The organism is Pseudomonas halotolerans (assembly GCF_039581215.1).
In the GTDB taxonomy this organism is placed as follows: domain Bacteria; phylum Pseudomonadota; class Gammaproteobacteria; order Pseudomonadales; family Pseudomonadaceae; genus Aquipseudomonas; species Aquipseudomonas tehranensis.
The window spans coordinates 22,702-49,627 of sequence record NZ_JBCNTJ010000022.1 but is presented as its reverse complement, the minus strand read 5'-3'; the positions used below and the strand labels follow the sequence as shown (position 1 = coordinate 49,627).

Here is a 26,926-nt window from a genome sequence, read left to right as displayed (position 1 = left end):
TTTGTGGCGCTAAACCCGGAACGCCTGCACGGCGGTGTGCAACCGTCCCCCGAGCACCAGCAGATTGTCGCCCTGTTCCCGCCCCTGGCCGATGCGCATCAGGTTGTCCCCGCCCAATTGGTGAATCCGCTCACTGTGATCGCGGATTTCGCTGACGGCGCCGCTTTGTTGGGCGGTGACGTCGGCGATGCGCACTGCGGTTTCGGAAATGGTCTGGATGGCCCCGACGATTTTATCCAGTGCGCCGTCGGCCGCTTGTGCCTGGTTGGCGGTGGCTTCGGCGTGTTCGACCTGAGCGCGCATGCCGTCCACCGACTGACGCGCGGCCAGTTGCAAGCGGGCGATCAGTGTCTGGATCTCGGCCGTGGCGCCTGCCGTGCGTTGGGCCAGGGAGCGCACTTCTTCGGCCACCACCGCGAAGCCCCGGCCCATTTCCCCGGCGCGAGCGGCTTCGATGGCGGCGTTGAGGGCCAGCAGGTTGGTCTGATCGGCAATCGAGCGAATCACCGTCAGCACGCCGCCGATGGTGGCCGATTCCTCGGCCAGTTGTTCGATCATTTGTGCGTTGCCTTGCACCTCGCCCACCAGCGCATGCAGGCCGGTGAGGCTCAGGCCGATGACCTTCTGGCCCTGTTCCACGGCATGGCCAGCGCTGCGGCTGGCGTCGGCGGCCTGGCTGGCGTCACCCGCCACCTGCTGAATGGTCGCTTCCAGCTCGCTGAGGGAGTCACGGATCAGCGCCGTGTCACCGGCCTGGTGTTCGGCACCGCTGTGCAGTTCGCCGCTCAGTTCGGCCAGTGCCCGGCTGCTGCCGGCGACCTGTTCGGCGTTCAGGCGAATGGTGCCCACCAGGTCCACCAGATAAGCGCGCAGGCGATTAAGCGACGCTTCGATGTCTTTCAATTCACGGTTGCTGGCGCCCACGTGGACGTCACGGCTGAAATCCCCTTCGGCCCAGGTCGACAGGGCTGGCGCCAGATGCGTCAAGGTTCGGGCCAGACGCCGTTGCAAGGTGTCGATGAGCAGGGCGATCAGCAGAATCAGGCCGATCATCACACCCTGGATCAAACGGACTTCTCCCTGGATTTGTCCATGCTGGGCTCGTACCGCGGGCTCCATGGCATCGATCGCCTGATGCACATCGGCGATTTTCAAGTGCGTGGCGCTGCTCAGTTCGGTGCGTTTCTGGATCAGTTCGCGGGTGCGTCCCAGCTCTGCGGGGTAACGGCCGACCAGGCTGTTGAGTTCGCGTTTGAGGGCGATGCCGGCATCCTCGGCGACGGTTTTCTCCTCGGTTTGCAAGCCCATCAGCGCAGCGAAATCATCGCCGCCGGATTCGTTGCTGGCTGTCACACCCAGCAATGGCAGACTGTCGAGGTGTTCGGCCTGGGTGCGGATGCTCTCCAGTTCCCGCTCGACATCGGCGGCCAATTCACTGCGTCCGCTGCTGACCAGCTTGTCCCGTGCCAGGGACAGCCGGCCCAGATGCTGGGATGCGGTGAACAAGGGGGGCAAATAAGCCGGGGCGCCATTGGCGTACTGGGCGAGTTGGTCCAGGCTCGCGCTCAATTCCCGTTCGGCCTGTAATAGCAAAGCCTGTGGATCGCCGGCCAGTTTGCCGGCGGCCAACAACTCGGTCTTACTGAAGCCATCGAGGTTCGACAGGCTTGGACTCAGGGCTTGGGTCAGTTCGGGGGGAAATTGATCGAGCTCTTTTTGCAGGGTCTCAAGTGCCTGGGTGGCTGCGCTGAGGCGCAAGGCGTCGCCGCTGGCCAGATAATCCTCGATGTTGCGTGCCACCTCACCCTGGAACTGTCGCGACAGGCCCAGGTAGCGCTCCATAAGTAGATAGGGGCGCTCCAGAGCGATCTGCGACCACCATAGCGTGGCACCCAGGGCCAGGCACACGGCAACTAAAAGAAGGGTATTGAGATTGGTCAGCAGCTTCAGGCGCATCAGGGGTCTACCAAGGGCAGAATCGTAAGTGCCTGAAGTTATTGCGTTTGAGTTACAGGTTTATGACTGAATCGGTCGATTCCGATGAAAAGGTGGCACTTTGCTTTGATTGCCGCGCGCTTTGTACCCGATTGCGCCCTGCGTGCTTGGCGCGGTACAGCGCTTCGTCCGCCTGGCTGGCCATCATCAGGCTGTCGGACTCATCGCTCATCTGCACCACGCCGGCGCTGAAGGTGCACCACAGGTCCTGGGGCTGCGCCGGGTAGTGAATTTCGGCAAAGCGTTGACGGATCTCATCCAATACCTTGTAGGCCGCTTCGATGTCCGTGTCCGGCATGACGATGGCGAACTCTTCACCGCCATAACGGCCGATGAAGTCGGTCTTGCGCAGCCGCTGCTTGAGAAACAGCGCCAAACTCTTGATCACCCGGTCGCCCATGGGGTGGCCATGGCTGTCGTTGACTCGTTTGAAATGGTCGATGTCCAGCATGGCAAAGCTCAGCGGTTTGCTCTCACGGCGAGCGCGGAAGCAGCAGTCTTCGAGCAATTGCAGGATATGGGTGTGGTTGTAAAGTCCGGTGAGGCTGTCGCGGACCATCCGTGCCTTGAGGTTGCGGGCCCGGGCCGCGCGGTTGCGCACGGTGGTGATCAGGTGCCGGGGTTTGATCGGTTTGGTCAGGAAGTCGTCGCCGCCTTCGCTCATGGCGTCGAGCTGCTTGTCCAGGTCGTCTTCGGCGGACAGGTAAATGATCGGCACGCTGACATAGCGGTCATTGTGGCGGATCACCTTCGCCAGCTCCGTGCCGGTGCAGGCGGGCATGTACATGTCGAGGATGATCAGATCGGGCTGGAAATCCGCCAACTCGGCCATGGCCTGGATCGGCTCGATCAGCGTGCGGGTGACGATACCGGCGCTGTTGAGCAGGCGCTCGGTGTGCAAGGCCTGGGCACGGGAGTCATCAATGATCAGCACTTTGTAGGGTTCGTACTGGGCAACGCAGGTCAGCACTTCGATCTTTTCCAGCAGGCTCGAGGCTTCCAGGGTGCCGGTGAGGAACTCCTGCCCTCCGGCGCGCACGGCGGCCAGGCGTGTCGGCGTGTCGGTTTCCAGCAGGCTGAAGAACAGCAGAGGCAGCGGTTGCTCCAGGCCTTCCTGGGCTTCGGCGGCCAGTTTCAGGCCGATGCCGGGGCCGCTGAAGTCCACATCCATGACAATCGCGGCCGGCAAGCGCTCGACCATCGAGGCCCGGAACGCCGCCACGCTGTCGAGCGCCTGGGCGCTGAGGCCGAAGAACTCCAACTGCTTGGCCAGCCGCTCGGCACGGTCATGGTCCTGCAACATCACATAGATGGGTTTGCGTAGCGGCGGCAGAAAGGTTTGTTCGAGTTGGTCGCCATGGCGCAGGCCGGTGCGGGAGAGGCGCTGCATCAGTCGGTTGATTTCAGTGATCAGGTGGCTGCTTAGGCGTCCGCGATTGGCTTCCACCGCTTGCAGCGATTGACTGATGCCCTGGGCCAGATGGGCATGCTCCGGTTGCTCGAAGCGCTCGGCAAAGCGCAGCAGGCGCAGGTTGGCTTCGCTGAGCTCCGACAGGTCGACGCCTGACCATTCACTGCGTTGCAGGCGCTGCCAAATCTCCAGGATCTGGCGAGCCTGGTGAATTACCCGCTGGGCAAAGTGGTGCTTGAGGCGCTCACGGCTGGGGTCTTCTGGCTCGGTCATATCCTGACTACTAGTTAGGGTGCATGCTGAGATCGACTGGTGGCTCTATGCTAGCACCTCTTTTCATTGGCATGAGTGTCATACGTCAATATTCTGTCTTGGGAAGGCATTCAGTTTATGACCGGTCAGTCTCGTAGGCTGGTGGCAGCGGTTCCTTTATAGTGGCCGTTCGATTGCCCTGTCGTGGTCGGCATGGTTTGCGCCGCATTATCGCGTTTCAAATCAGGCACGATGGCGTAGGGTTGTGGTCGAACCGTGAACTCAAGTGATTGAAGGGACATCGCCATGCTGGACTGGAAAAACCGCGCGGGTAGCGCGCCTGAACGTGCCGCCGAGCCGAAATCGGCCACCCGCAGCTACCTGGGCGGGATGTTTTTCAGCCGGGCGCTGGCCACGCTGGTCGGTCTGTACCTGCTGGTGACCATTGCCGTCGGCTGGTACTGGAGCCAGGAGCCCGCCCTGTTTCCCGTGCAGCAAAACGCCCAGGCGGCCGCCGAGAAGGATGGCAGGCAAATGGTGCTCGGCTACACCACCGTCGAGACCCTCAAGACCGTGGCCGAGACCCTGCTGACCAAGCCGGGCGGCTACATTTCCAATGATCGTTTCCCGCCGGGCCTGTGGATGGACAACATGCCGAGCTGGGAATACGGCGTGCTGGTGCAGGTTCGCGACCTGAGTCGCGCGCTGCGCAAAGACTTCGCCCGATCCCAGTCCCAGTCCGCCGAGGACGCCGACCTGGCCAAGGCTGAACCGCGTTTCAACTTCGATAACCGCAGCTGGGTGCTGCCTTCCAGCGAGTCGGAATATCAGGAAGGTATCGCTCTGCTGAGCCGCTATCAGGCGCGCTTGTCCGACCCGAACCAGAAAAGCGCGCTGTTCTACGCTCGCGCCGATAACCTGAACAACTGGCTGGGCGATGTCGGCACTCGTCTGGGTTCGCTGTCCCAGCGCCTGTCGGCCAGTGTGGGTCGGGTCAAGCTCAACACTTCGCTGAAAACCGAAGTCCCGGCGCCGGGCCAGGTACCGCAAGTGGACGAGGAGGTGGTCGAAACCCCCTGGATGCAAATCGACAATGTGTTCTACGAAGCTCGCGGCCAGGCCTGGGCGCTGTCGCACTTGCTGCGCGCCATCGAAGTGGATTTCGCCGATGTGCTCGCCAAGAAAAACGCCACGGTCAGCGTGCGACAGATCATTCGTGAGCTGGAGGCTTCTCAGGAGCCGGTCTGGAGCCCGATGATCCTCAATGGCAGCGGCTTCGGTGTATTGGCGAACCACTCGCTGGTGATGGCCAACTACATTTCACGCGCCAATGCGGCGGTGATCGATTTGCGGCAATTGCTGAACCAGGGCTGATCAGATGGACGAAAGCCTCCGGGAGGTCGCTCATCGAGCGGCCTCGGATGCCGAGCTTATTGCCTGGGTCGATGAAGACGACAATCTGCTGGGCAGCCTGGTGCGTTCGGACCTGCGCGAGCGCGGCCTGATCGGCCGCGGCTCCTACATCATGTTGTTCAACTCGGCCGGTGAACTGTGCGTTCATCGGCGGACCCTGAGCAAGGCGATCTATCCCGGTTTCTGGGACGTGGCGGCGGGCGGGATGGTGCAGGCCAACGAGACCTACGCCGAGTCGGCTGCCCGAGAGCTGGCCGAAGAGTTGGGCGTGAGCGGTGTCGAACTGTCGGCCCATGATCATTTTTATTTCGAAGACAGCGGCAGTCGCCTATGGTGCTCGGCATTCTCGGCGGTGTGGGACGGGCCGTTGATCCTGCAACCTGAAGAGGTGCTCGAGGCGCGTTTCCTGCCTGTCGATCAGGTGCTTGATGAAATCCAGCGCAAGCCATACTGCCCGGACTCTCTGGCGGCGCTCGAACGCTATTTGCGAGCCCATGGTGGTGATGTCGCAAAGAAGCGCTAAATTGGCGCCGATTGGCCCTTAGCAAGTCGGCTTTTTGCCGTTACACTGCGCGACTTTTCAAGCTGAACCGCTGTCTGCGGTCCAGTAGCGCTGCCCCTGCCTGAGTGGGGCTTCGCGGTCGGGGCACTTACCTTTGCCCGGCCAGTCTTTGTCCTCCCAAGAGGATTGCCGGTGGCCAAAAAAGCCGCATCCTTCGCCGCCTTGGGCGGCCTGGTATTTTCTACCGACGCCGGTCGTCATTGTCCTGATTGCCGCCAGCCGGTGGATGCCTGCATCTGCAAACAGACCGCCATCCCTGCCGGTGACGGTATCGCTCGCGTGCGCCGTGAAAGCAAAGGCCGTGGCGGCAAGACGGTGACCACGATCACTGGCGTGCCGTTGGCCGAGGACGCGCTCAAGGAACTGGCCACCACGTTGAAGAAGCGCTGTGGCACCGGTGGCGCGTTGAAAGACGGCATCATCGAGATCCAGGGCGATCACGTCGAGCTGCTGCTGGCGGAACTGAGCAAACACGGCTTCAAGGCGAAAAAGTCCGGCGGCTAGCAGCCTCTGTGAAAACCACCCTCGGCTTGATTCGAACCCCTTCTGCACAGCACGGTTCGACGTCGCCCACATGGTTTTCACAGAGCCTGTTCTGAACGGGTTTCTAAACTCAGCGCTGTGAGCAGGGTCTACCTTGCTTACAGGCAAATCGTCATTTCCATTCTCTAGACTGCGCCAGCCTCCTACCGGATGGTGCATTTTGACTTCTTTATAGGGGACTTCGATGTCCGTACGACGCACACGCAAAGACGATGGCAGCCAATGGACAGTTGCGGACAGCCGCAGTGTTTACGGGATCCGCCATTGGGGGGCCGGGTATTTCGCGATCAATGACGCCGGTCGCGTCGAAGTCCGTCCGAACGGTCCAGGCAGTTCGCCCATCGACCTGTTCGAGCAAGTCGACCAGTTGCGCCAGAGCGGCCTGTCGCTGCCCTTGCTGGTGCGCTTCCCCGACATCCTGCAAGACCGCGTGCGCCAGCTCACCGGTGCGTTCGACAGCAACATCGCGCGCCTGGAGTACCAGAGCCAGTACACCGCGCTGTATCCGATCAAGGTCAACCAGCAGGAAGCGGTGATCGAAAACATCATCGCCACCCAGAACGTTTCCATCGGTCTTGAGGCCGGCTCCAAGCCCGAGCTGCTGGCGGTGCTGGCCCTGGCGCCGAAGGGCGGGACCATCGTCTGCAACGGTTACAAGGACCGTGAATTCATTCGCTTGGCGCTAATGGGCCAGAAACTGGGCCACAACGTCTTCATCGTGATCGAGAAAGAATCCGAAGTCGGGCTGGTGATCGAAGAAGCCGCATCGCTCAAGGTCAAGCCACAGGTCGGCCTGCGGGTGCGCCTGTCGTCCCTGGCGTCGAGCAAGTGGGCCGACACCGGTGGCGAAAAGTCCAAGTTCGGTTTGTCTGCCGCGCAACTGTTGTCGGTGGTCGAGCGCTTCCGCGCCGCTGGCCTGGATCAGGGCATCCGCCTGCTGCACTTCCATATGGGTTCGCAGATCGCCAACCTGGCGGACTACCAGCATGGCTTCAAGGAAGCGATCCGCTACTACGGTGAGCTGCGCAACCTCGGCCTGCCGGTGGATCACATCGATGTCGGTGGTGGCCTGGGCGTGGACTACGACGGTACGCACTCGCGCAACGCCAGTTCGATCAACTACGACATGGACGATTACGCCGGTGTCGTGGTCGGCATGCTCAAGGAGTTCTGCGATGCCCAGAGCCTGCCGCATCCGCACATCTTCTCGGAAAGTGGCCGCTCCTTGACCGCCCACCACGCGATGCTGGTGGTGCAGGTGACCGACGTCGAGAAACACCACGACGACGTGCCGGTGATCGAAAACAAGGAAAGCCTGCCGGAAACCGTGCAATGGCTGGTTGACCTGCTGGGCCCGACCGATATCGAGATGGTCACCGAAACCTACTGGCGCGCCACCCATTACATGAGCGACGTGGCCGCCCAGTACGCCGACGGCAAGTTGACCCTGGCGGAAAAGGCCCTGGCCGAGCAGTGCTACTTCGCCGTGTGCCGTCGCCTGCATAACTCGTTGAAGGCCCGCCAGCGTTCCCATCGTCAGGTGCTCGATGAACTCAACGACAAGCTCGCCGACAAGTACATCTGCAACTTCTCGGTGTTCCAGAGCCTGCCGGACACCTGGGCCATCGGGCAGGTGCTGCCGATCCTGCCGTTGCATCGCCTTGATGAAGAGCCGCTACGCCGCGCCGTGCTGCAAGACCTGACCTGCGACTCCGACGGCAAGATCAAGCAGTACGTCGACGAGCAGAGCATCGAAACCAGCCTGCCGGTGCATTCCCTCAATCCGGGCGAAGATTACCTGTTGGGCATCTTCCTGGTGGGGGCCTACCAGGAAATCCTTGGCGACATGCACAACCTGTTCGGTGACACCGACTCGGTGAACATCTACCAGAATGCCGACGGCAGCGTGTACCACGCCGGTATCGAAACCCACGACACCATCGAAGACATGCTGCGCTACGTGCACCTGTCGCCGGAGGAGTTGATGACCCACTACCGCGACAAGTGCGCCAGCGCCCGTATCAGTGCCGCCGAGCGCACCCAGTTCCTCGATGCTCTGCGCCTGGGGCTGACGCGTTCGTCCTATCTGTCTTCCTGATGGGGGCCTGAACGCCCTCCGGGACTGTCAGAAAATACACCGTGTGCTGCGGGGTTTTTCGGAGAGTCCCGGAGGGCGTTTTTATTTGTGCTGGCTGTTATTTCCTCATGTCGGTTCATTTAACCGGTGCAGTCCTCATTTCGTGTAGTCCCTTTCCTAACTTGTACTTGGGCTCTCTACTCGGCCATGGCTCTCAGCGAGAATCCTCAGCCGCCCCTCCTGTAGAGAAACGCCGATGTCCGATCCAGCCAGCGAGCCGTCATTTCGTCTGGAGATAGCCGGTCTGCCCGAATCCTTTGTTGTCGTGGCCTTCACGGGCAGCGAAGCGATCAGCGAACCCTTCGTCTTTGAAGTGGACCTGTTGATCGGTGACACTCCCCTGGACTTGGCGAGCCTGCTGTACCGCAGCGTCTGGTTGAGTTTCGGGGCTTGCGGGCGGGGTATCCACGGGCAGCTTCACGAGCTGGTCCAGCGTCGTCATGGCGCCGGCTGCCGGGTGCGCATCGGGCCGAAGCTGGCTTGCCTGGCGCAGCGCTTCACTCAACGGGTATTCAGTGCCCGCTCGGTGCCGCAGATCATTCGCCAGGTACTCCAGGCCCATGGCATTGCCGGGCGCCATGTGTGCCTGGACTTGAGCGGTGATTATCCGCCGCAGGATTTCTGTACTCAGTATCGGGAATCGGACCTGCAGTTTCTCCAGCGGGTGTGCTTTCAGGCGGGTATCCACTTTCATTTCGAACAGGCTCGGGACGGGCATTGCCTGGTTTTCGCCGACAGTGCGGGCAGTTTTCCGTCCATAGGCAAGGCTGCGTACGAGGCTGAAGGGCTGGCTCCGGCGGTGCGGGCGTTCAGCGTTCAAGTCGATGCCTCGGGGGAGCAGGTCGCCCGGGGGCGTAGCGATCTGAGGCACTTGCATTGTGGCCGGATACTGTCGCTGACGGCCCATCCTTTTGACGGCTGGAACCAGCGCTGGCTGTTGACGAAGGTCGAGCATCGCGGTCAGGCCGGCGTTTATGACAATCACTTTCATGCCCTTTCTTGGGGGCTGCCGTTCGTGGCGACCGGGGTCCCTGCAAAGCCGCGCATGGTGAGCCGGCAGCGGGGCTGGGTGGTGGCGGTGGAAGAGCCGGCGGTGCAGGTAACCGGGCGGGTGGCGGTGCAGTTCGACTGGACCTATCAAGGGGAAGGAGCCAACCCCAGTTACTGTTGGCTGCCGTTGGCGCCGGAGCTGGCAGCCTGCGGGCCTGGAGTCATTCGTGATGGCACCGAGGTGTTGGTGAGTTTTATCGAAGGCGATCCGGACAGACCGTTGATCAGCGCATTCCTCGACACGCCTGAATTGGCAGAGAGATCGCAAGAGCCTTCCCTAAGCGAAACGCTCCGGCTGGGAGCCGACCCGGTCTTGTTGGCGGCGATCCAGAGTGCCGAGCCGCTGGTCTTGCTATGCCTGTTGCCCGGAGGTGGCAGCTTCAGCCCCTGCCCCCAGCCGGTGTGTACCTGTCGCATGCTTACGCAGCTCGGCGTGGGCGCTGCGTTATGAGTGCCGCCGACATGTCTGGATCAGCGCCTCAATGGCTGCTGCTCGACGTGCCGGGCGCACCGGCGGCCGCGCGGCGTCTGCAGGAGCAGTTCGCAGAGGCCCGGAGCTTTGCCTTGTTCGAGGGCACCGAGTTGCACGGGCTGAGGGAGCATGGTCCGCTGCTGGTGGATCTGCAGCATTCGCCAGCGCTGACCAGTCTGTGTCATCTGGATGTCAGCGCGTGGCCGGGGCTGCTGTTGGTGACTGCATCACCGGCCGCGCAATTGCTGGTGCATCTGCGACGCATGTTGACGGTGACGTTGGGCCTGCATCACAAAGCCTTGTTGAACTACTACAATCCGCACACTGCCAGCTATTTTTTCGACGGTTGCGACCCGGGGGAGCTCAGTTGCTGGCTGGGTCCAATCAGCCTGTTGCGCTGGTTCGGCGGCACTTGGGCCGACCGGGCGATTGGCAGCCAGGGCTGGCAGCAACTGTCCAACCCAGGGCTGGTGGTGGCGCCGCTGGAAAACGAGCACAGCCTCAGCGATCGGCAGCAACGTCAGTTACAGCAATGCCTGCTGGAACGTCACGTCTGGCAATGGTCCCGCTCCATCGGGCGTGATTACCGTCTGCTATGGAGCGACTTGCAGCAGGGGTTGAAGCTGGGGTTTACCGAGCGGCCGGTGCTCGACGACTGGTTATGGCTGCGGCTGCAATATCCCAACGCCCGGCCTGTTCCAGAGCTGATAGGCGCCTCGCAGCGCGAGCGGCTCAATCACCTGCGACAAATGTGGCAAAACAGTCAAGGTTGAAGTGTTCTCAGGCGCGGACGCCGAGCCAGCCGTCACGCTGCTGCAAGCGCCAGGCAAAAGCGCCGAGGGTCAGGCTGCGCAATGCCATGAACAGCAGGAAAGTCATCCACAACCCGTGGTTGCCCAGCGCTTGCAGCACCCAGGCGAACGGCAACACCAGCAACAGGGTCAGGAGCATGCCGTTGCGCATCTCCCGGGCGCGGGTGGCGCCGATGAACAGACCATCGAGCAAATAACTCCAGACCGCAATCAACGGCAGCGCCGCCAGGTAAGGCAGGTAGCGGTAAGCGGTGTCGCGCACGTCGGGGATATCGGTCTGCATATCGATGAACAGGTGCCCGGCGAGCAGAAACAGCAGGGCAAAACCCACACTTGCAATCAGTGACCAACCGCAGGCCACTACCAACGAGCGGCGCAGGGCCAGGCGGTCGCGGGCGCCGATGGCGTGACCGCACAGCGCTTCGACGGCATGGGCCAGACCGTCCAGGGCATGGGCCGTCAGCAGCAGGCCGTTAAGTAGCAGGGCGTTGGCTGCTACGGTCGCATCCCCCAGGCGCGCGCCTTGCACCGTGATCAGGAAAAACACCGCTTGCAGCGCCAGGCTGCGAATGAAAATGTCCCGGTTGACCGCCAGCAGCGGGCGCCAGCTTTGCCACATCCCCAGGGCCGCCCAGGCGATCTGCCCCGGCCAGGCCCGCAGCGTGTTGCGCGCTAGGACCAGACCGACCAAGGCACCGGTCCATTCGGCAATCACCGACGCCCGGGCCGAACCTGCCACGCCCCAGTCCAGGCCGATCACGAACCACAGGTTCAGGGCGATGTTCACCAGATTGGTCACCAGCAGGATCGCCAACGGGGCCCGGGCATTCTGTGTGCCTAGAAACCAACCCACCAGCGCATAACTGGCCAGCGCCGCCGGCAAGCCAAACAGGCGGGTGTGGAAAAAGTCTCGGGTCAACTGTTCAAGCTCGGCGGACGGCTGCATGACATGCAACGCCACCCCACTCAACGGTACGCCGATCGCCCCCAGCACCAGCGCCAATCCCATCGCCAGCAGCAGACCTTGTACCAGCACCTGCCGCAACGCCGCGCCATCACCACGCCCGGCCGCCTGGGCAGCGAACCCGGTTGAGCCCATGCGCAAGAAACCCATGGCCCAGGCCAGCACCGTATACAAGCTCGCCCCGACCGCCACCGCGCCTAACTGATGGGCATGGGGCAAGTGGCCGATGACCGTGCTGTCCACCAGCGCCACCAGCGGGACGGAAATGTTCGAAAGAATCATCGGCGCGGCCAGCGCCCATACCCGGCGGTGGGTCAGGCGGTCGCGCCAGTCGGTGATCAGGTTGGACATGAGGGCTCCTTGACGGAGCGCGATTGTAGCGGGTTATCGCAGTATTCCCACGCAGAAAGGGGGCACGCTTATCAGCAGAAAACGAGTGGATCGCTGAGTGCAATGCCATGATCATCCTGCTCTTGTGGTGAGGGAGCTTGCTCCCGCTCGGCGGCGAAGCCGTCGTAAAACCGGCTGACGTTGTCTGTCTGGAAAACCGCGTCAGGCCAATTCGGGACTGCTGCGCAGTCCAGCGGGAGCAAGCTCCCTCGCCGCAGGTGCCGCGTCTGGCGCGGGCTCTGTGATGGGGAGCGATCTTGGTGCTAGTGAATGATCCAGCTCAACAGCCACAACCCCAGCACCAACCAGATAATGCCCAGGATGATCGATGCCCGCATGAATGCGCGGATTGCCGAGTACAGCAGCATCAGTCCGAGGATCAGCGCAAGGATGCTGATGATCGAGGCGTCCATGCCCAGTGTGCGCGACAGGCCATCGACGAAGTTGCCACCGGCATTGGCCAGGGTGTTGAACAGGCCGCTGAGCAGGTCGACGATAAACCGGATCACCGAACCGAGCGCCTGGCCGAGCCATTCGAAAAAACTTTCTACCTGCATGTGTACGTCCTGATGAGAGGGATCGGAATCGAGCCTTGGGCTCCTGGTTGTAAGAGCGACGCAAGGCCAAGATCGTTCGATTATGGGGCAAAACGCCGCTTCGTACCGAGACGCTTGCCTTCCCCCGTCATCCCCCCGAAGCTATGCGCATTCAGGAGACCTCGATGAACCTTGTTGAACTGACCGAACGCCTGCACGCCATTCGTGACCGTAACGATTGGCGGCAATTTCACAGCCCGAAAAACCTCGCCATGGCCGCCAGCGTGGAAATGGCCGAACTGGTGGAGATTTTCCAGTGGTTGACCGAGGACCAGTCGCGCCAGTTGCCGGCGGACAAACTGGCCCATGCCGGGCAGGAAGTCGGTGACATCGTGTTGTACCTGTTGCTGCTGTGCAGCGAACTGGGGTTGGATATGGAGGCTGTGGTACGCAGCAAACTGGCTGACAGCGAGCGGCGGTTCGGCCAATGAGCGACCGTCATTTCGATCAGCTCGCCACGCGCTTCGCCGAAAAAATCTACGGTGGGGCCAAAGGTGCGATCCGTCTGGCGGTACTGCAGGCCGATCTGCTTGAAGCCTTGCCTGAGCGTCCGTTACGTGTGTTGGACATTGGCGCCGGCCTGGGCCACATGTCGTTGTGGTTGGCCGAGCGCGGCCATCAGGTGACCCTGGCCGAGCCGGCCGGGCCGATGCTCGAGGGGGCTCGCCAGCGGTTTGCCGATGCGGGGCAGAGGGCCACGTTCATCCAGGCGCCGTGGCAAGACCTGCTCGGCCAGCTCACTGAGCCTTACGACCTGGTGCTGTGCCACGCGGTGCTGGAATGGCTGGCCGAACCCCACGCGATCCTGCCGGTGCTGCATCAACTCACGGCCCCGGGCGGTTGGTTGTCCCTGGCGTTCTACAACCGCGACGCGCTGGTCTATCGCAACTTGCTCAAGGGGCATTTTCGCAAGTTGCGCAAAAACGACATGGCCGGTGAAAAACAAAGCCTGACCCCGCAACAACCCCTTGATCCGCGGGAATTGGCGGCGCAACTTGAGGGCTTGTGGCAGGTCGAAACTCAAAGTGGCGTGCGGGTTTTCCATGACTACATGCCGGTGGAGTTCCAGGGCCGCGTGGAGCTTGCGCAGTTGCTGGAGATGGAGCTGGCCCACCGCCGCCATCCGGCGTTTGCCGGGTTGGGGCGTTATCTGCACTGGGTCTGCCGTCCCCTCTGATCTGAAAGAGCAATCGGAGCGCGAAATGAAAGGTCGTTCAGGGTTGTTGGTGTTGTGCCTGGGACTGGCTGCCTGCCAGGGCAGCAACCCGTATGTCGCCACGTCTAAGCCACTGCCACCGGCGCCACCGGAGGCCGCCACGGTGTTTGACCGCAGCGCTTACCCCGCGCCACCCCGTGACTACGGGCGTTATCGCAGTTGGGCCTGGCTCAACGGGCGATTGCCACCGGGCACCGCTTGGGCGGACTCGGCCCAGGTGGCTGAAGCGGTGAGCAATGCGCTGGATCAGCGCGGTCTGCGTCCGTTGCATGACAATCGCCCGGCCGACCTGTTCGTCAGTGCCGACCTGCGCCTGGAAACGCGCGTGCGTCAGGTTCGGGACGACTATGATTCCGGTTACTACGGCGGCTACAACCGTTATGACCGCTACGGGCCTGGCTATGGCATGTACCACTCGGTGCCGGTGGTGCGCACTTATCGGGAGCAGGTCGTGGTGGTACGAGTGGACCTGTTCGATGCCCGTAATGGACAGCCGGTGTGGAGCGCCAGCGCCGAGACCAGCCAGCGCGGCAGTCAGGGCGCGCGCACCGATGCCATTCGCGAAGCGGTGGAAAAAGCCCTGTCGGCTTATCCTCCAAGTTGATTACGCAACGGAGAAAAACCATGTGTCGCCGTCTCGCTCTACTGGCTTTTACCCTGTTGCTCAGTGCCTGTGCGGGTCACCCGGTCAACCACGACTTTGACACCAGCCGGGATTTCTCGGCGTATCGCAGTTGGAGCTGGAAAGAGCCGGCGCTGCAATATCGCCCCGACGATCCGCGCATCAAGAGCGACCTGACCGAACAGCGGATCCGTCAGGCGGTTGCCGATCAACTCGACCAGCGCGGTTTGCGCCCGGCCCAGGCGGGCGGGCGAGGGGATGTGATGGTCCAGGCTTACCTGATCGTCGAGGATCGCCAGCAACAGATCACGACCAACTACGGCGGAGGTTGGGGCAGCCCGTGGAATGGCTATTGGGGCGGGCCGATGTACAACGAAACCCGCAACATCAGCTACAAGGTCGCCACGGTGCAGATCGATCTGCTCGATGGCAAGGATGGCAAGCTGGTGTGGCGGGGCAGCGATGAACGAATGCTCAGCAACTCGCCCAATCCTACGGATCGCAGCACCGCCGTGCGTGAGACGGTTGCGCGGATTCTGGCGAACTATCCGCCGCGGTAGGCGGATTCAGTTTTGATGCAAGCTGACCCACTGCTATCGCGAGCAAGCTCGCTCCCACAGGGGATTTGTGTCGGACTCAGGACTCATGAACACCCGAGAACCAAGGTGGGAGCGAGCTTGCTCGCGATAGCGGCATCACATTCAACAAAGATGCCGGTCCTCAGCCCGCCGGCCGCCAGCTCCCCACCATATGCTCCAGGTCCCCGGCTCCGATCAATCGCAAGTCCCCGCTGGACCCCGCCGCACTCGCCAGCAGTGTCACTTCGCTGGGCAGGCGCACCGGTTTTTTAAAGGTGACATCGATCTCGACGTTGGCATCGGGCAAGTGTTCATCCAGCGCCGCCAGCGTCCTGGCCTTGTTCCACAGCCCGTGGGCGATGGCGGTAGGGAAACCGAACAGCCGGGCACTGAGGCCGCTCAGGTGGATCGGGTTGTAATCGCCGGACACCTTGGCGTATTGCCGGCCAATGTCAGCCGGCGCGGTCCAGTGCGCCACTTCAGTCAGCGCCTGGAACTCTTGCAACGGCTCTTCCACCAACGCGCCGTCAAGCTGGACGCCCTTGCAGAGCATCTGACTCTCGGCTTCCCATAACGGCCCCAGTTGATCATCGATGCGAGTCACCAGGTCGAACACCGCGCCCTTGGGGTGGGCCTGCAGATTCTGCACGTTGACGCGGGCCTGCACTTGGCTGACCCCGCCCATGGGCCGCAGTACGCGGATGCGATTGCTCAAATGGATCAGCCCCAGCAACGGGAACGGAAAATCCCGGGCGGTGAGCAGTTGCATCTGCAGGGCAAACGCCAGTACGTGGGGGTAGGTCGGCGGCAGCAGTCCGTTTTCGGCAAAACCGCAGACCTTGCGATAGGCCGCCAGGCGTTGCGGATCGACCTGTATCACTTGGCGCAATCCGTCCTGGGGCAAGGTTTTTCCAGTGACCTTGCGCCGTGTCGCGGCTTTCATGTACAGCTCGGACATACCGGGTGCGGCGTTTACTTCATGCCATTGAATCGTCATGGTCATGCTCCCAGGAGGCTTTGCCCGCACACCCGCAGCGTCTGGCCGGTAACGGCGCCCGTACCCGGCTGGGCGAGCCAGGCGACGGCTTCGGCGACGTCCTGTGGCAGGCCGCCCTGGCCCAGGGAACTCATGCGCCGCCCCGCTTCGCGCAGGGTGAAAGGGATCTCGGCGGTCATGCGGGTTTCAATGAAACCCGGCGCCACGGCATTGATGCTGATCCCCCGAGGTTGCAGAACCGGCGCCCAAGCCTGGGCCAGACCGATCAGCCCGGCCTTGCTCGCTGCGTAGTTGGTTTGGCCGCGATTGCCGGCGATGCCGCTGATGGACGCCAGCAGAATCACTCGGCCATTGTCCCGCAGAGTGCCACTGTCGAGCAGGGCCTTGGTCAGCACCTGCGGCGCGTTGAGGTTGACCGCCAGCACCGCGTCCCAGAATTCCGGGGTCATGTTGGCGAGCGTCTTGTCCCGGGTGATGCCCGCGTTGTGCACCACGATGTCGACGCCGTCGGGCAACAGTTCAGTCAACTGTGTGGCGGCATCGTCAGCACAGATGTCCAGCGTTATGCTGCGCCCGCTGAGGCGCGCAGCCAGGGCTTCGAGATCGGCCTTGGCCTGCGGAACATCCAGCAGGATCACGTCGGCGCCATCGCGGGACAGGGTTTCGGCGATGGCGGCGCCGATCCCGCGGGCCGCGCCGGTGACCAGGGCTTTGAGCCCCGTGAGCGGTCGGGTCCAGTCCTGGACTTGAATGTTGCAAGCGTTGAGACGAATGACCTGCCCGGAAACATAAGCGCTCTTGGGCGACAGGAAAAACCGCAGCGCACCTTCCAGTTGGGCCTCGGCGCCGTCACCCACATACAGCAATTGCAGCGTCCCGCCATGACGCAACTCTTTGGCCAGGGAACGGCTGAAGCCCTCCAAGGCCCGCTGCGTGCTGGCAGCAAACGGATCGGCGAGACTCTCCGGGGCGCGGCCGAGGATAACGACATGGGCGTTGTGGTCGAGGTTCTTCAGCAGGGGTTGGAAAAACTCGCGCAGTTGCTTGAGCTGATCGGCTTGCGCCAGATGGCTGGCGTCGTACACCACGGCCTTGATTTTCGGACCGTGACCGGGGATCCACTCGGTGGCCAGTGTCGGTTCGCCCCCGTAGATGAAGATCGCGTCGGTCAGGCGCTTGGCAAATGCGCCGATCTGTTCGGTCAACGGCCCGCCGCCCAACAGCAACGCCCCTTCGATCGGCCGCAGCCGCCCGGCCTGCCAGCGCTCCAGGCGTGCCGGCGATGGCAGGCCCAGCGCACCGACCAGACGCAGGCCAAAGGGCGAATTGGCGAAGTCGATATAACGGTCTGACATGGAACACACTCCGGCTGATGAGGTTCAAAGTGTGGACCATGATTGGCGATCAGTCGTTCGATCAGCCAGATAAAGCCTAAGCTTGTACGGAAGCCGGGTTCCCGCAGGCCCCTTGGCGCATCCGGATATCACAGGGAGTTCTTCATGACACAGCTACGCCGCGTCGCGATCATTGGTGGTAACCGTATTCCTTTCGCCCGCTCCAACGGCCCCTATGCCACCGCCAGCAACCAGGCGATGCTGACCGCCGCGCTCGAGGGGCTGATTGAACGCTACAACCTGCATGGCCAGCACATCGGTGAAGTGGCCGCCGGCGCGGTGCTCAAGCATTCCCGGGATCTGAACCTGACCCGCGAATGCGTGCTCGGTTCGCGGCTATCGCCCACCACCCCGGCCTACGACCTGCAACAGGCTTGCGGGACGGGGTTGGAGACCGTGCTGTTGACGGCCAATAAAATTGCCCTCGGGCAGATCGACAGTGCCATCGCCGGCGGCGTCGACACCACCTCGGATGCGCCGATTGGCGTCAACGAAGGTCTGCGCCGGATCCTGCTGCAAGCCAATCGCGCCAAAACCACCGCCGAGAAAATCAAGACCTTCCTGCAACTGCGTCCCCAGCACCTCGTTCCCGAATTGCCGCGCAATGGCGAGCCGCGAACCGGCCTGTCCATGGGGCAGCACTGCGAACTGATGGCCCAGACCTGGCAGATTCCCAGGGAGGCGCAGGACCAACTGGCTCTGGAAAGTCATCAGAAAATGGCCGCGTCCTACGCCGAAGGCTGGCAGAACGACTTGATGACGCCGTTTCTCGGCCTGACGCGGGACAACAACCTGCGCCCGGACCTGACCCTGGAAAAACTCACCGCCCTCAAGCCGGCCTTCGAAAAAAGCGCCAAGGGCACGATGACAGCGGGCAACTCCACGCCACTGACCGATGGCGCCTCATTGGTGTTGCTGGGCAGCGAAGCGTGGGCCAAGTCCCGGGGGTTGCCGATCCTGGCATATGTGCGCGACGGCGAAACGGCAGCGGTGGATTTCGTCAACGGGGCAGAAGGGTTGCTGATGGCGCCGGTCTACGCCGTGCCTCGGTTACTGGCGCGCAACGGCCTGACGTTGCAGGACTTTGATTACTATGAGATCCACGAAGCATTTGCCGCTCAAGTGTTATGCACGCTCAAAGCCTGGGAAGACCCGGATTATTGCAAGACGCGCCTGGGCCTCGACGCTCCGTTGGGCGGCATAGATCGTAGCCGGCTGAACGTGAAGGGCAGCTCCCTAGCCGCCGGGCACCCATTTGCCGCCACGGGTGGGCGAATTGTCGCCAACCTCGCCAAATTGCTGGATGCGGCGGGGAAGGGCCGTGGTCTGATTTCCATCTGCGCGGCCGGTGGTCAGGGTGTGACGGCGATTATCGAGCGTTGAGGGGCGCCTCGCGTTGTTGATGGATCAGTTCCCGCTGGCGGTTGGCGTAGCGTTCGGCCAGGATCGAACAGACGATCAGCTGCAACGGGTGATAAATCATGATGGGCAACAGGATCAGCCCCAGGCCGGGGTTGTTGCCGAAAATCAATGCGGCCATCGGCACCCCGGCGGCCAGGGATTTTTTGCTGGCGCAGAACACTGCCGCAATTTCATCGGCGTTGCTGAACCGCAGGGCCCGGGCGGTGCGGGTGGTCATCCATAAAATGATTGCCAGCAATACCGCACTGCCAAGCAATGCACTGAGCAGCACGGCGTTGCCTTGTTGTTGCCAGATTCCGGAGACCATCGAATTGCAGAACGCCGCGTAGACCAGCAGCAGGATCACCAGTTTGTCGATGATGCTGGTGTAGCGTTTATACCGCCCGAAAAATCCGCCCAGCCAGCGCCGCAGCAACTGTCCGAGCACCAGCGGCAGCAGCAACATCAGGCAAAGGTCGAGCAAAGTCGCCCCCAGGTCGATGCCCCCGGCGCCGCTGCCGACCACGAAACTGACCAGCAGCGGCGTCAGGAGAATCCCCAGCACACTGGACAGGCTTGCGTTGAGAATCGCCGCCGGTACGTTGCCGCCGGCGCTGCCGGTCAGCGCCACCGAGGACGAAATGGTCGACGGCAGGACGCACAGGTAAAAGAACCCCAGCATCAGCAGGGGCGGCACATGGCGGCCCAGAAGCAAATCGCTGACCAGCCAGATCAAGGGGAACACGCCGAAGGTAAAACCCTGCACCATCAAGTGCAGCCGGATGTTTTTCAGACCGTGGCGGATCTGCTCGCCGGACAGGTTTATCCCGTGCAGGAAGAACACCACAAAGATGCCGATATTGACCACCCACTCGGCATGCATGGCGCCACCCGTGGCGCCAAAGCTGGGAAACAGATACGCCAGCAAGGTGGCGAGCAGCATGCCGCACAGAAACCAGTCGGTTACCAGGCGTTTGAGGTGTCTGAAAATGTGCATACCGCACCGCAAGTTGTAAGAAAAGTCGACTTAGCCTAACGTCGACACTTGTAGCCGTCTTGCGACATAAGGCCAATCCATGCCGACTAACGGACATCAGCAACTCGAAAGACGTATTCCTGACCTGACGGAGTTGCCCAGACCGCTTTATGCCCGTGTCGAAAGCTTGAGCGCCGGTTCGTGGACCCAGGCCCATCGTCATGATTGGGTGCAGTTTTCTTACGCCATCAGTGGCGTGCTCGGTGTGCACACCGCCGAAGGCAGCTTTTTTGCTCCGCCTCAATGGGGCATCTGGATCCCTGCCGACCTGGAGCATCATGTGGTGACCTCCACCCGGGCGGAAATGCGCAGCCTTTATGTCCATCGCGACGCCTGCCCGTGGGCCGATGAGCGCTGCCGGGTGCTGGAGGTCACGCCGCTGGCGCGGGAGCTGATCAAGGCTTTTTGTCAGTTGCCGGCCGATTACGCTCAGGGCGATACCCAGCAAGCGCGACTGGTGCAAGTGTTGCTGGACCAGTTGGCAACACTGCCGGAGGTGGGCTTTTGCCTGCCACTTCCCCGCCATGGGCGTCTGCTGGCGTTGTGCAACGAATTGATCGAACAGCCCGACCAGAACGTGACTTTGCAGGTGTGGGCCGAGCGCCTGGGCACATCGGAAAAAACCCTGATGCGTCTGTTCCAGCGCGAAACCGGCCTGAGCTTTCGCGCCTGGCGCCAGCGCACGCGGTTGTTGTCGTCCCTGGGGGCGTTGGAAAAAGGCGATAGCGTGACCGGCGCGGCGTTGTCCTGTGGCTATGACTCCACATCCGCTTTTATCGTGGCGTTCAAGGCAATGTTTGGATTTACACCGGGGGAGCTGTTTAAACATTGAATCAGCTGCACCTGGCGTGGCTATCAGTTCTTGTTGCCAATACCTGCGCATTCAGTTGCCAACGCCATGCGCTGTCTCGGCTATGATTCGGCTCGGTCGATTTAATCCGGCACATTGTGTGCATCGCTAGGGTTCATAAGTCGGTAACCCCTCCCCGTGGAGTGAGGATTGCCGTATAACGACTGTCATTCGCGTGTTCGGTAATAAAGGACCCCCAATAAAAGCTGATGAAGACTCCAAAACGCATTGAACCCCTGATCGAGGACGGTCTGGTCGACGAGGTGCTGCGCCCACTCATGAGTGGTAAAGAAGCAGCTGTTTATGTGGTGCGCTGCGGCAACGAGCTACGTTGCGCCAAAGTCTACAAGGAGGCGAATAAGCGAAGTTTTCGTCAGGCGGCCGAATACCAGGAAGGCCGCAAGGTGCGTAATAGCCGCCAGGCCCGTGCCATGGCCAAGGGCTCCAAGTTCGGGCGCAAGGAAACTGAAGACGCCTGGCAGAATGCCGAAGTGGCGGCGCTGTTCCGGTTGGCCGGGGCGGGGGTGCGAGTCCCCAAGCCGTACGACTTCCTCGAAGGTGTGCTGCTGATGGAGTTGGTGGCCGACGAGTATGGCGACGCGGCGCCGCGTCTGAACGACGTGGTGCTGGAGCCGGATCAGGCCCGGGAGTATCACGCGTTCCTGATTTCCCAGATCGTGCTGATGCTGTGTACCGGGCTGGTGCACGGTGACCTGTCGGAGTTCAACGTGCTGCTGACGCCGACGGGCCCGGTGATCATCGATCTGCCGCAGGCGGTGGACGCCGCTGGCAACAATCACGCCTTCAGCATGCTGGAGCGGGATGTGGGCAACATGGCGTCCTACTTCGGCCGGTTTGCCCCGGAGCTCAAGCGCACCCGGTACGCCAAGGAAATGTGGGCGTTGTATGAGGCCGGCACCTTGCACCCGGCCAGCGTGCTGACTGGCGAGTTCGACGAGCCCGAAGAACTGGCGGATGTCGGTGGGATCATGCGTGAAATCGAGGCTGCGCGCCTGGATGAGGAGCGTCGTCAGGCAGTACGTGCTGCTGACGATGCTCCTCCTGGTAAAACTGAAGAACCGCCTCCGCCCTGGATGCAGTGACCGCTTGACTGGAAACCCGGCTCAGGCCGGGTTTTTTGTGGCCGGCAAAAGCGCCCTACCCACCGTCAGTCCCTTGTGGGAGCGGGCTTGCTCGCGAAAGCGGTGGGTCAGCTTGCATGGATGTTGGACGTGCCGCCGTCATCGCCAGCAGGCTGGCTCTCACCTTCGCTCAGGTACGCACTGCCTTTTCGCAACACCCCGACGCCAGTTCCTTGAGAATCGGGCAGTCTGGGCGATGGTCGCCCTGGCAGTGTTCCACCAGGTCCTGGAGGGTGTCGCGTAGTTCGGCCAGTTCGCGGATTTTCTGGTTCAGTTCGTCGATGTGTTGCCGGGCCAGGGCCTTGACGTCGGCGCTGGCTCGTTGGCGGTCCTGCCAGAGGGTCAGCAATTTCCCGACCTCTTCCAATGAAAACCCCAGGTCTCGTGAGCGTTTGATAAAGGCCAGTGTGTGCAGGTCATCGGCGCCGTAGATCCGGTAGCCGCTGTCGGTGCGATGAGCCGCCTTGAGCAGGCCGATGGATTCGTAGTACCGGATCATCTTCGCACTCAGGCCGCTCTGGCGGGCCGCTTGGCCGATGTTCATGGCTTGTCCTCCAGGTGCTCGGGTGTCCAGAGTTTCAACAGTAACGCATTGCTCACCACGCTGACGCTGGAAAGCGCCATGGCCGCGCCGGCCAGCACCGGGTTGAGGAAGCCGAACGCTGCCAGCGGAATGCCGATCAAGTTATAGACGAACGCCCAGAACAGGTTCTGACGGATCTTGGCGTAGGTCTTGCGGCTGATGTCCAGCGCCGCCGGCACCAGCCGAGGATCGCCGCGCATGAGGGTAATACCGGCGGCGTGCATCGCCACATCAGTGCCGCCGCCCATGGCAATGCCAATGTCCGCCGCCGCGAGGGCCGGGGCGTCGTTGATGCCGTCGCCCACCATGGCCACCACGGCATTTTTCTTCAACTGCTGGACGATGGCGGACTTATCGGCCGGTAGTACTTCGGCATGAACGTTGGTGATGCCCAATGCCTCGGCGACCACCCGGGCACTGCCGCGATTGTCGCCGGTCAGCAGATGGCTGCCGATGTGGCGTTCATTCAGGGCTTGTACCGCCGCCAGTGCGCCGGGCTTGAGTGTGTCCCCGAAGGCGAACAGGCCCAGCACCCGTGGCGTTGTGTTGTGTTCGATCAGCCAGGACAGGGTTCGGCCCTCGGTCTCCCAAGCCTGGGCCGACTCGCTCAGCGAACCGGGGGCCAGGCCCAGTTCGTCGAGCATGCGTCGGTTGCCCAGAGCCAGGCGCTGCCCGTCGAGGCTGCCGGCAATGCCCCGTCCGGTCAGCGACTGGCTGTCATTGATGGCCGGGACATCCAGGCCGCGCTCGGCACAGGCGTCCAGCACCGCCTTGGCAAGGGGATGTTCGCTGCCGCGTTGCAGGGCGCCGGCCATTTGCAGCAGCCTGTCTTCGTCACCGTCCAGGGCGCTCAAATGGGCGATGCGCGGTGTGCCGGAAGTCAAGGTCCCGGTCTTGTCGAACACCACGGTGTCGACGTCATGGGCGCGCTCCAGGGCCTCGGCATCCTTGATCAGGATTCCGTGGCGGGCGGCGACACCGGTGCCGGCCATGATTGCCGTGGGTGTCGCCAGTCCGAGGGCGCACGGGCAGGCGATCACCAGCACGGCAACGGCGTTGATCAGCGCCGTTTCCAGTGGTGCGCCGTACAACCACCAGCCGATCAACGTCGCCAAGGCCAATACCAGCACGACCGGCACGAAGACCTGGCTGACTTTATCCACCAGTTTTTGAATGGGGGCCTTGGCCGCCTGGGCATCCTCCACCAGGCGGATGATGCGCGCCAGGACGGTTTCGGCGCCCAGGGCCTGAGTGCGCACCAGCAGGCGGCCTTCGCCGTTGATGGCCCCGCCGGTCACCTTGTCGCCGGGCTGTTTGGGTACCGGCAGGCTTTCGCCACTGATCAAGGCCTCGTCGGCGTGACTCTGGCCTTCCAGCACTTCACCGTCCACCGGGAAGCGCTCGCCGGGCTTGACCAGCACTTGATCATTCAAGCGCAGGGCGCTGATGGCAACTTCCCGTTCCTGACCCTCAATGACCTGAATCGCCCGCTCGGGTCGCAAGGCTTCAAGGGCACGAATGGCACTGGCGGTCTGGCGCTTGGCGCGGCTTTCCAGATATTTGCCCAGCAACACCAGCGCAATCACTACGGCCGAGGCCTCGAAGTACAGGTGCGGCATGCTGCCGGGGCGGGCGATGGCCCATTCATAAATGCTCAAGCCGTAACCCGCGCTGGTGCCCAGGGCGACCAGCAGATCCATGTTCCCCGCCCCGGCACGCACAGCCTTGTAGGCCGCGATATAAAAACGCGCGCCGAAAATGAACTGCACCGGCGTCGCCAGCGCGAATTGAACCCAGGCCGGCAACATCCAATGCACGCCGAACGGTTGCAAGAGCATTGGCAGGACCAAGGGTACGGACAGCAAAATCGCCAGCACCAGGGCCATGCGCTCGCGATTCAGGCGATTGCTTTGCGCGTCATGGGGTTGCTCGGCCTGCCAGACACTGGCGTCATAACCGGCACCTTTGACTGCATCGATCAGGGTTTGCGGGTCGACCCGGCCAAGCAAGTCGAGGTGGGCCCGTTCGTTGGCGAGGTTGACGCTGACACGGTTCACCCCGGCGACTTTGCCCAGGGCGCGCTCGACCCGGCCAACGCAGGAGGCACACGTCATTCCCTCGATGGACAGTTCCAGCGTCTGCACCGGGACGCTGTAGCCGGCCTGCTCGACGGCCTGCATTAAGGCGGGCAGGCTGCCCCCGGGCGCCTGGACCCGCGCCTGTTCGGTCGCCAGGTTCACGCTCACGGCGCTGGCCCCTGTGACGTTGCTCAAGGCCCGCTCGACCCGGCCGGCGCAGCTGGCACAGGTCATCCCGGCAATCGGCAGATCGAAAGTGGTGGATTCAGGCATCGGAAAGGCTCCCTGTAGTGAATGACTACAGGATCAACCTTGCCATGCCGGGAAGGTCAAGCGCTAATCCGAAAGCTTGTACACACACCTTGTGGGAGCGAGCAAGCCCGCTCCCACTTTTTATCTAAGGGGTCAGTAACCCAGCCCAGTCGGTTTGAGATACATCCCTTCCTGGGTCATGGCAATGCGGAACTTCAGTATGTCGCCCGCCTTGAGCGTGACATCCTGCGACCCTGGCGCAAGCATGCCTGGGCTACAGCCCGGCGTCTGGCCCGGCAGCAGCTTCAAGCGCAAGGAGAATTTTCCGGGTGGCAAGTTGAAGGAGGTGCTCTGTTCCTGGAACAAACGTCCCGAGAGCTGATCGCCGATATAGATGCCAATCTCGCAGGAAGTCGGCACTTCCAGGCGCTCGCGGGAAATGATCAGCACGCCGTAGTCTTCGCCGACGGCCGATGCCTGGGGGCTCACCGCTGACAAACCGAGCATGCAAAACAGGCTGAACGCTGACCAGCGCATGGCTGAACCTCCGGTGTGAAATCCTTGATGTGTGCAGCTTGGCCGAGCTTGACGCCGATTGCCAGCCCGGCAGTTTTCGTCAGAACTTGACCTTTCCATGATGGCAAGCTTGAAACTGCCGGCAACCTCAATCCCAAGGAGTTATTTCATGCAAACATTCAATGTTCAGGGAATGTCCTGCGGTCACTGCGTCAAGGCCATCACCCAGGCTGTACAGGCCAAGGACCCGGCGGCGGATGTACAGATCGATCTGAGCGCCAGGACTGTTCAGGTCCAGAGTTCTTTGTCGGTCGATGCCGTGATCCAAGCCATTAAAGAGGAGGGGTACGAAGCCCGAATCGCCTGAGGTATTTAATAGTTAGCGACCTATCGGAATGTTCAAGAGCGCCCGGCACGGCTAGACTGTCGGGCTGCTGACTGACGCCTGAACTGGACGCCCGATGAACTTCCGTACCATTCTGATTCTTGGCGCCTTGAGCGCCTTCGGTCCCTTGGCGATCGATTTCTATTTGCCGGCTTTCCCGGCCATGGCGACTGCCTTCGGCACCGACGAAAATCACATCCAGCTGACCCTGGCGGCTTATTTTCTGGGATTGTCCATTGGGCAACTGGCCTATGGACCGGTGGCGGATCGCTTCGGACGGCGTATTCCATTGCTGACAGGCGTCGGCCTGTTCACCCTGGCGTCTCTGGCCTGTGCCTACGCGCCTAATCTCGAATGGCTGATCGGTGCCCGCTTCGTTCAGGCCCTGGGGGGATGCGCCGGTATGGTGATTTCCCGAGCGGTGGTCAGTGACAAATGCGACGCGGTGGGCTCGGCCAAGGTGTTCTCGCAACTGATGCTGGTGATGGGGCTGGCGCCGATTCTCGCGCCAATGCTGGGCGGACTGTTGGTGAACCTGCATGGTTGGCAATCGATCTTCATTGCCCTGACGGTCTTCAGCGCACTGGCGGCGACGGCTGTGGCAATGTGGCTGCCGGAAAGTCTGCCGGCCCATGTCCCTCGTCAACCCTTGTCCGGGGCGTTGCGCCAATATGGTCGACTGTTGAGCGACTCGGTCTTCCTGGGGCACGCCTTGACGGGTGGCATCGCTATCGCCGGGATGTTTGCCTATATAGCCGGTTCGCCTTTCGTCTTTATCAAGCTCTACGGCGTACCGGCCGAACACTTCGGCTGGCTGTTTGGCACCAACGCCGCGGGTTTTATCCTGGTGGCTCAGGTCAACGCTCGGTTGTTGTCCAAACGTGGCCCGGCATTCCTGCTGTCGCGGGCGGTGTGGGTCTATCTCGCCGCCGGCCTGAGTTTGTTGGCAGTCAGTTCCTTGCACACTGAGCGGTTGTGGCCGTTATTGATTCCGCTGTTCATCTGCATCGCCAGCCTGGGTTGCATCCTGCCCAATGCCTCGGCTTGCGCCATGAGCGGGCAGGGCGCTCGCGCCGGTAGCGCGTCGGCGATGCTGGGATGCCTGCAGTTTTCCGTGGCCGCCGGTGCCGCCGCATTGGTGGCGGCGCTGCACGATGGCACTGCCGTGCCGATGGCGATGGTCATCAGCCTTTGCGGGCTATTGGTGGTGGGTGCAGCGATGCTGACCCGCCGCCTGCAACAGGCCCGGACACTGGCACAAGCCAGTGGCCAGGACTGA

General features: G+C 62.2%; 25 protein-coding genes. 15 read left to right on the top strand and 10 right to left on the bottom strand.

Annotated features, from left to right (window positions below):
- Positions 1-9: 9 nt before the first annotated feature.
- Together AAIS01_RS23860 and AAIS01_RS23855 are read right to left on the bottom strand one after the other, a co-directional pair.
- Positions 10-1,956: a methyl-accepting chemotaxis protein gene (locus AAIS01_RS23860; protein WP_343470984.1), complete on the bottom strand. Its 1,947-nt coding sequence runs from the start codon at positions 1,954-1,956 to the stop codon at positions 10-12.
- Between the two features lie 52 nt (positions 1,957-2,008).
- On the bottom strand, positions 2,009-3,679 hold the full coding sequence (locus tag AAIS01_RS23855) for a diguanylate cyclase (RefSeq protein ID WP_343470983.1): 1,671 nt from the start codon (positions 3,677-3,679) through the stop codon (positions 2,009-2,011).
- Between the two features lie 285 nt (positions 3,680-3,964).
- On the opposite strand from AAIS01_RS23855, the gene AAIS01_RS23850 reads away from it, so the two are divergent.
- The 6 genes from AAIS01_RS23850 to AAIS01_RS23825 all read left to right on the top strand — a co-directional run bounded on the left by AAIS01_RS23850 (position 3,965) and on the right by AAIS01_RS23825 (position 10,608).
- On the top strand, positions 3,965-5,032 hold the full coding sequence (locus tag AAIS01_RS23850; RefSeq protein WP_343470982.1) for a DUF2333 family protein: 1,068 nt from the start codon (positions 3,965-3,967) through the stop codon (positions 5,030-5,032).
- 4 nt (positions 5,033-5,036) lie between these two features.
- Positions 5,037-5,594, top strand: coding sequence for an NUDIX hydrolase (locus tag AAIS01_RS23845; protein ID WP_343470981.1), 558 nt, complete (start codon positions 5,037-5,039; stop codon positions 5,592-5,594).
- A gap of 171 nt (positions 5,595-5,765) precedes the next feature.
- Positions 5,766-6,137, top strand: coding sequence for a translation initiation factor Sui1 (locus tag AAIS01_RS23840; protein WP_214913519.1), 372 nt, complete (start codon positions 5,766-5,768; stop codon positions 6,135-6,137).
- Between the two features lie 223 nt (positions 6,138-6,360).
- The gene (gene speA / locus AAIS01_RS23835; RefSeq protein ID WP_047227397.1) at positions 6,361-8,274 is read left to right on the top strand and encodes an arginine decarboxylase; all 1,914 of its coding nucleotides are present in this window, start codon (positions 6,361-6,363) and stop codon (positions 8,272-8,274) included.
- Between the two features lie 235 nt (positions 8,275-8,509).
- On the top strand, positions 8,510-9,814 hold the full coding sequence (locus AAIS01_RS23830; protein WP_343470980.1) for a type VI secretion system Vgr family protein: 1,305 nt from the start codon (positions 8,510-8,512) through the stop codon (positions 9,812-9,814).
- Entirely contained in the window at positions 9,811-10,608 is a 798-nt protein-coding gene (locus AAIS01_RS23825; RefSeq protein WP_343470979.1) for a DUF4123 domain-containing protein, read from the top strand. Before AAIS01_RS23830 ends, AAIS01_RS23825 begins: the two co-directional genes overlap by 4 nt.
- Before the next feature lie 7 nt (positions 10,609-10,615).
- Here the strand turns inward: AAIS01_RS23825 and AAIS01_RS23820 are convergent, their stop codons facing one another.
- Positions 10,616-11,962: an MATE family efflux transporter gene (locus AAIS01_RS23820; protein ID WP_343470978.1), complete on the bottom strand. Its 1,347-nt coding sequence runs from the start codon at positions 11,960-11,962 to the stop codon at positions 10,616-10,618.
- A gap of 302 nt (positions 11,963-12,264) precedes the next feature.
- Positions 12,265-12,558: a hypothetical protein gene (locus AAIS01_RS23815; protein WP_343470977.1), complete on the bottom strand. Its 294-nt coding sequence runs from the start codon at positions 12,556-12,558 to the stop codon at positions 12,265-12,267.
- Positions 12,559-12,722: 164 nt separating this feature from the next.
- Here AAIS01_RS23815 and AAIS01_RS23810 point away from each other — a divergent pair, with 164 nt between their 5' ends.
- From AAIS01_RS23810 to AAIS01_RS23795, 4 genes are read left to right on the top strand one after another with little or no spacing between them, the layout of a single operon-like run.
- Positions 12,723-13,028, top strand: coding sequence for a MazG-like family protein (locus AAIS01_RS23810; protein WP_092395915.1), 306 nt, complete (start codon positions 12,723-12,725; stop codon positions 13,026-13,028).
- Positions 13,025-13,774 carry a methyltransferase gene (locus AAIS01_RS23805; protein ID WP_343470976.1) on the top strand — a complete coding sequence of 250 codons (750 nt, stop codon included), beginning with the start codon at positions 13,025-13,027 and terminating at the stop codon, positions 13,772-13,774. The genes AAIS01_RS23810 and AAIS01_RS23805 overlap by 4 nt, the downstream gene beginning before the upstream one ends.
- Before the next feature lie 25 nt (positions 13,775-13,799).
- Positions 13,800-14,417 (top strand): DUF4136 domain-containing protein, encoded by a 618-nt coding sequence (locus AAIS01_RS23800; protein WP_343470975.1) that lies wholly within the window; start codon positions 13,800-13,802, stop codon positions 14,415-14,417.
- 20 nt (positions 14,418-14,437) lie between these two features.
- On the top strand, positions 14,438-14,995 hold the full coding sequence (locus AAIS01_RS23795; protein ID WP_343470974.1) for a DUF4136 domain-containing protein: 558 nt from the start codon (positions 14,438-14,440) through the stop codon (positions 14,993-14,995).
- Between the two features lie 160 nt (positions 14,996-15,155).
- On the opposite strand, the gene AAIS01_RS23790 is transcribed toward AAIS01_RS23795, so the two are convergent.
- Positions 15,156-16,010 (bottom strand): MaoC family dehydratase, encoded by an 855-nt coding sequence (locus AAIS01_RS23790; RefSeq protein WP_343470973.1) that lies wholly within the window; start codon positions 16,008-16,010, stop codon positions 15,156-15,158.
- 2 nt (positions 16,011-16,012) lie between these two features.
- Positions 16,013-17,365 (bottom strand): 3-oxoacyl-ACP reductase, encoded by a 1,353-nt coding sequence (locus tag AAIS01_RS23785; protein ID WP_343470972.1) that lies wholly within the window; start codon positions 17,363-17,365, stop codon positions 16,013-16,015.
- Between the two features lie 144 nt (positions 17,366-17,509).
- Between AAIS01_RS23785 and AAIS01_RS23780 the strand changes: the two genes are divergently transcribed.
- Complete coding sequence (locus AAIS01_RS23780; protein ID WP_343470971.1) at positions 17,510-18,787, top strand: acetyl-CoA C-acetyltransferase; 1,278 nt, start codon at positions 17,510-17,512, stop codon at positions 18,785-18,787.
- On the opposite strand, the gene AAIS01_RS23775 is transcribed toward AAIS01_RS23780, so the two are convergent.
- Entirely contained in the window at positions 18,774-19,802 is a 1,029-nt protein-coding gene (locus AAIS01_RS23775; protein ID WP_343470970.1) for a bile acid:sodium symporter family protein, read from the bottom strand. The two genes, AAIS01_RS23780 and AAIS01_RS23775, sit on opposite strands and share 14 nt — an antisense overlap.
- A 79-nt stretch (positions 19,803-19,881) precedes the next feature.
- Here AAIS01_RS23775 and AAIS01_RS23770 point away from each other — a divergent pair, with 79 nt between their 5' ends.
- Together AAIS01_RS23770 and AAIS01_RS23765 are read left to right on the top strand one after the other, a co-directional pair.
- Positions 19,882-20,673, top strand: a complete 792-nt coding sequence (locus AAIS01_RS23770; protein ID WP_343470969.1) for an AraC family transcriptional regulator — start codon at positions 19,882-19,884, stop codon at positions 20,671-20,673.
- Between the two features lie 227 nt (positions 20,674-20,900).
- Positions 20,901-21,794, top strand: coding sequence for a PA4780 family RIO1-like protein kinase (locus AAIS01_RS23765; protein WP_047227411.1), 894 nt, complete (start codon positions 20,901-20,903; stop codon positions 21,792-21,794).
- A gap of 169 nt (positions 21,795-21,963) precedes the next feature.
- Here AAIS01_RS23765 and cueR read toward each other — a convergent pair whose 3' ends face one another.
- The 3 genes from cueR to AAIS01_RS23750 all read right to left on the bottom strand — a co-directional run bounded on the left by cueR (position 21,964) and on the right by AAIS01_RS23750 (position 25,283).
- The gene (cueR, locus tag AAIS01_RS23760) at positions 21,964-22,377 is read right to left on the bottom strand and encodes a Cu(I)-responsive transcriptional regulator (RefSeq protein ID WP_343470968.1); all 414 of its coding nucleotides are present in this window, start codon (positions 22,375-22,377) and stop codon (positions 21,964-21,966) included.
- A complete protein-coding gene (locus AAIS01_RS23755; RefSeq protein WP_343470967.1) occupies positions 22,374-24,767 on the bottom strand; it encodes a heavy metal translocating P-type ATPase in 2,394 nt (797 codons plus the stop codon). The genes cueR and AAIS01_RS23755 overlap by 4 nt, the downstream gene beginning before the upstream one ends.
- A 132-nt stretch (positions 24,768-24,899) precedes the next feature.
- Positions 24,900-25,283, bottom strand: coding sequence for a hypothetical protein (locus AAIS01_RS23750; protein WP_343470966.1), 384 nt, complete (start codon positions 25,281-25,283; stop codon positions 24,900-24,902).
- A gap of 148 nt (positions 25,284-25,431) precedes the next feature.
- Between AAIS01_RS23750 and AAIS01_RS23745 the strand changes: the two genes are divergently transcribed.
- Together AAIS01_RS23745 and AAIS01_RS23740 are read left to right on the top strand one after the other, a co-directional pair.
- Positions 25,432-25,629, top strand: a complete 198-nt coding sequence (locus AAIS01_RS23745) for a heavy-metal-associated domain-containing protein (RefSeq protein WP_343470965.1) — start codon at positions 25,432-25,434, stop codon at positions 25,627-25,629.
- 94 nt (positions 25,630-25,723) lie between these two features.
- Positions 25,724-26,926 (top strand): multidrug effflux MFS transporter, encoded by a 1,203-nt coding sequence (locus AAIS01_RS23740; RefSeq protein ID WP_343470964.1) that lies wholly within the window; start codon positions 25,724-25,726, stop codon positions 26,924-26,926.

What these genes read in the sequence shown, in the direction of transcription:
- AAIS01_RS23770 (WP_343470969.1), top strand. Translation starts at nt 19,882, where the DNA reads ATGCCGACTAACGGACATCAGCAACTCGAAAGACGTATTCCTGACCTG.
- AAIS01_RS23825 (WP_343470979.1), top strand. Translation starts at nt 9,811, where the DNA reads ATGAGTGCCGCCGACATGTCTGGATCAGCGCCTCAATGGCTGCTGCTC.
- AAIS01_RS23855 (WP_343470983.1), bottom strand. Translation starts at nt 3,679, where the DNA reads ATGACCGAGCCAGAAGACCCCAGCCGTGAGCGCCTCAAGCACCACTTT.
- AAIS01_RS23850 (WP_343470982.1), top strand. Translation starts at nt 3,965, where the DNA reads ATGCTGGACTGGAAAAACCGCGCGGGTAGCGCGCCTGAACGTGCCGCC.
- cueR (WP_343470968.1), bottom strand. Translation starts at nt 22,377, where the DNA reads ATGAACATCGGCCAAGCGGCCCGCCAGAGCGGCCTGAGTGCGAAGATG.
- AAIS01_RS23780 (WP_343470971.1), top strand. Translation starts at nt 17,510, where the DNA reads ATGACACAGCTACGCCGCGTCGCGATCATTGGTGGTAACCGTATTCCT.
- AAIS01_RS23745 (WP_343470965.1), top strand. Translation starts at nt 25,432, where the DNA reads ATGCAAACATTCAATGTTCAGGGAATGTCCTGCGGTCACTGCGTCAAG.
- AAIS01_RS23805 (WP_343470976.1), top strand. Translation starts at nt 13,025, where the DNA reads ATGAGCGACCGTCATTTCGATCAGCTCGCCACGCGCTTCGCCGAAAAA.
- AAIS01_RS23765 (WP_047227411.1), top strand. Translation starts at nt 20,901, where the DNA reads ATGAAGACTCCAAAACGCATTGAACCCCTGATCGAGGACGGTCTGGTC.
- AAIS01_RS23810 (WP_092395915.1), top strand. Translation starts at nt 12,723, where the DNA reads ATGAACCTTGTTGAACTGACCGAACGCCTGCACGCCATTCGTGACCGT.
- AAIS01_RS23790 (WP_343470973.1), bottom strand. Translation starts at nt 16,010, where the DNA reads ATGACGATTCAATGGCATGAAGTAAACGCCGCACCCGGTATGTCCGAG.
- AAIS01_RS23755 (WP_343470967.1), bottom strand. Translation starts at nt 24,767, where the DNA reads ATGCCTGAATCCACCACTTTCGATCTGCCGATTGCCGGGATGACCTGT.
- AAIS01_RS23800 (WP_343470975.1), top strand. Translation starts at nt 13,800, where the DNA reads ATGAAAGGTCGTTCAGGGTTGTTGGTGTTGTGCCTGGGACTGGCTGCC.
- AAIS01_RS23775 (WP_343470970.1), bottom strand. Translation starts at nt 19,802, where the DNA reads ATGCACATTTTCAGACACCTCAAACGCCTGGTAACCGACTGGTTTCTG.
- AAIS01_RS23785 (WP_343470972.1), bottom strand. Translation starts at nt 17,365, where the DNA reads ATGTCAGACCGTTATATCGACTTCGCCAATTCGCCCTTTGGCCTGCGT.
- AAIS01_RS23820 (WP_343470978.1), bottom strand. Translation starts at nt 11,962, where the DNA reads ATGTCCAACCTGATCACCGACTGGCGCGACCGCCTGACCCACCGCCGG.
- speA (WP_047227397.1), top strand. Translation starts at nt 6,361, where the DNA reads ATGTCCGTACGACGCACACGCAAAGACGATGGCAGCCAATGGACAGTT.
- AAIS01_RS23815 (WP_343470977.1), bottom strand. Translation starts at nt 12,558, where the DNA reads ATGCAGGTAGAAAGTTTTTTCGAATGGCTCGGCCAGGCGCTCGGTTCG.
- AAIS01_RS23830 (WP_343470980.1), top strand. Translation starts at nt 8,510, where the DNA reads ATGTCCGATCCAGCCAGCGAGCCGTCATTTCGTCTGGAGATAGCCGGT.
- AAIS01_RS23860 (WP_343470984.1), bottom strand. Translation starts at nt 1,956, where the DNA reads ATGCGCCTGAAGCTGCTGACCAATCTCAATACCCTTCTTTTAGTTGCC.
- AAIS01_RS23795 (WP_343470974.1), top strand. Translation starts at nt 14,438, where the DNA reads ATGTGTCGCCGTCTCGCTCTACTGGCTTTTACCCTGTTGCTCAGTGCC.
- AAIS01_RS23750 (WP_343470966.1), bottom strand. Translation starts at nt 25,283, where the DNA reads ATGCGCTGGTCAGCGTTCAGCCTGTTTTGCATGCTCGGTTTGTCAGCG.
- AAIS01_RS23845 (WP_343470981.1), top strand. Translation starts at nt 5,037, where the DNA reads ATGGACGAAAGCCTCCGGGAGGTCGCTCATCGAGCGGCCTCGGATGCC.
- AAIS01_RS23740 (WP_343470964.1), top strand. Translation starts at nt 25,724, where the DNA reads ATGAACTTCCGTACCATTCTGATTCTTGGCGCCTTGAGCGCCTTCGGT.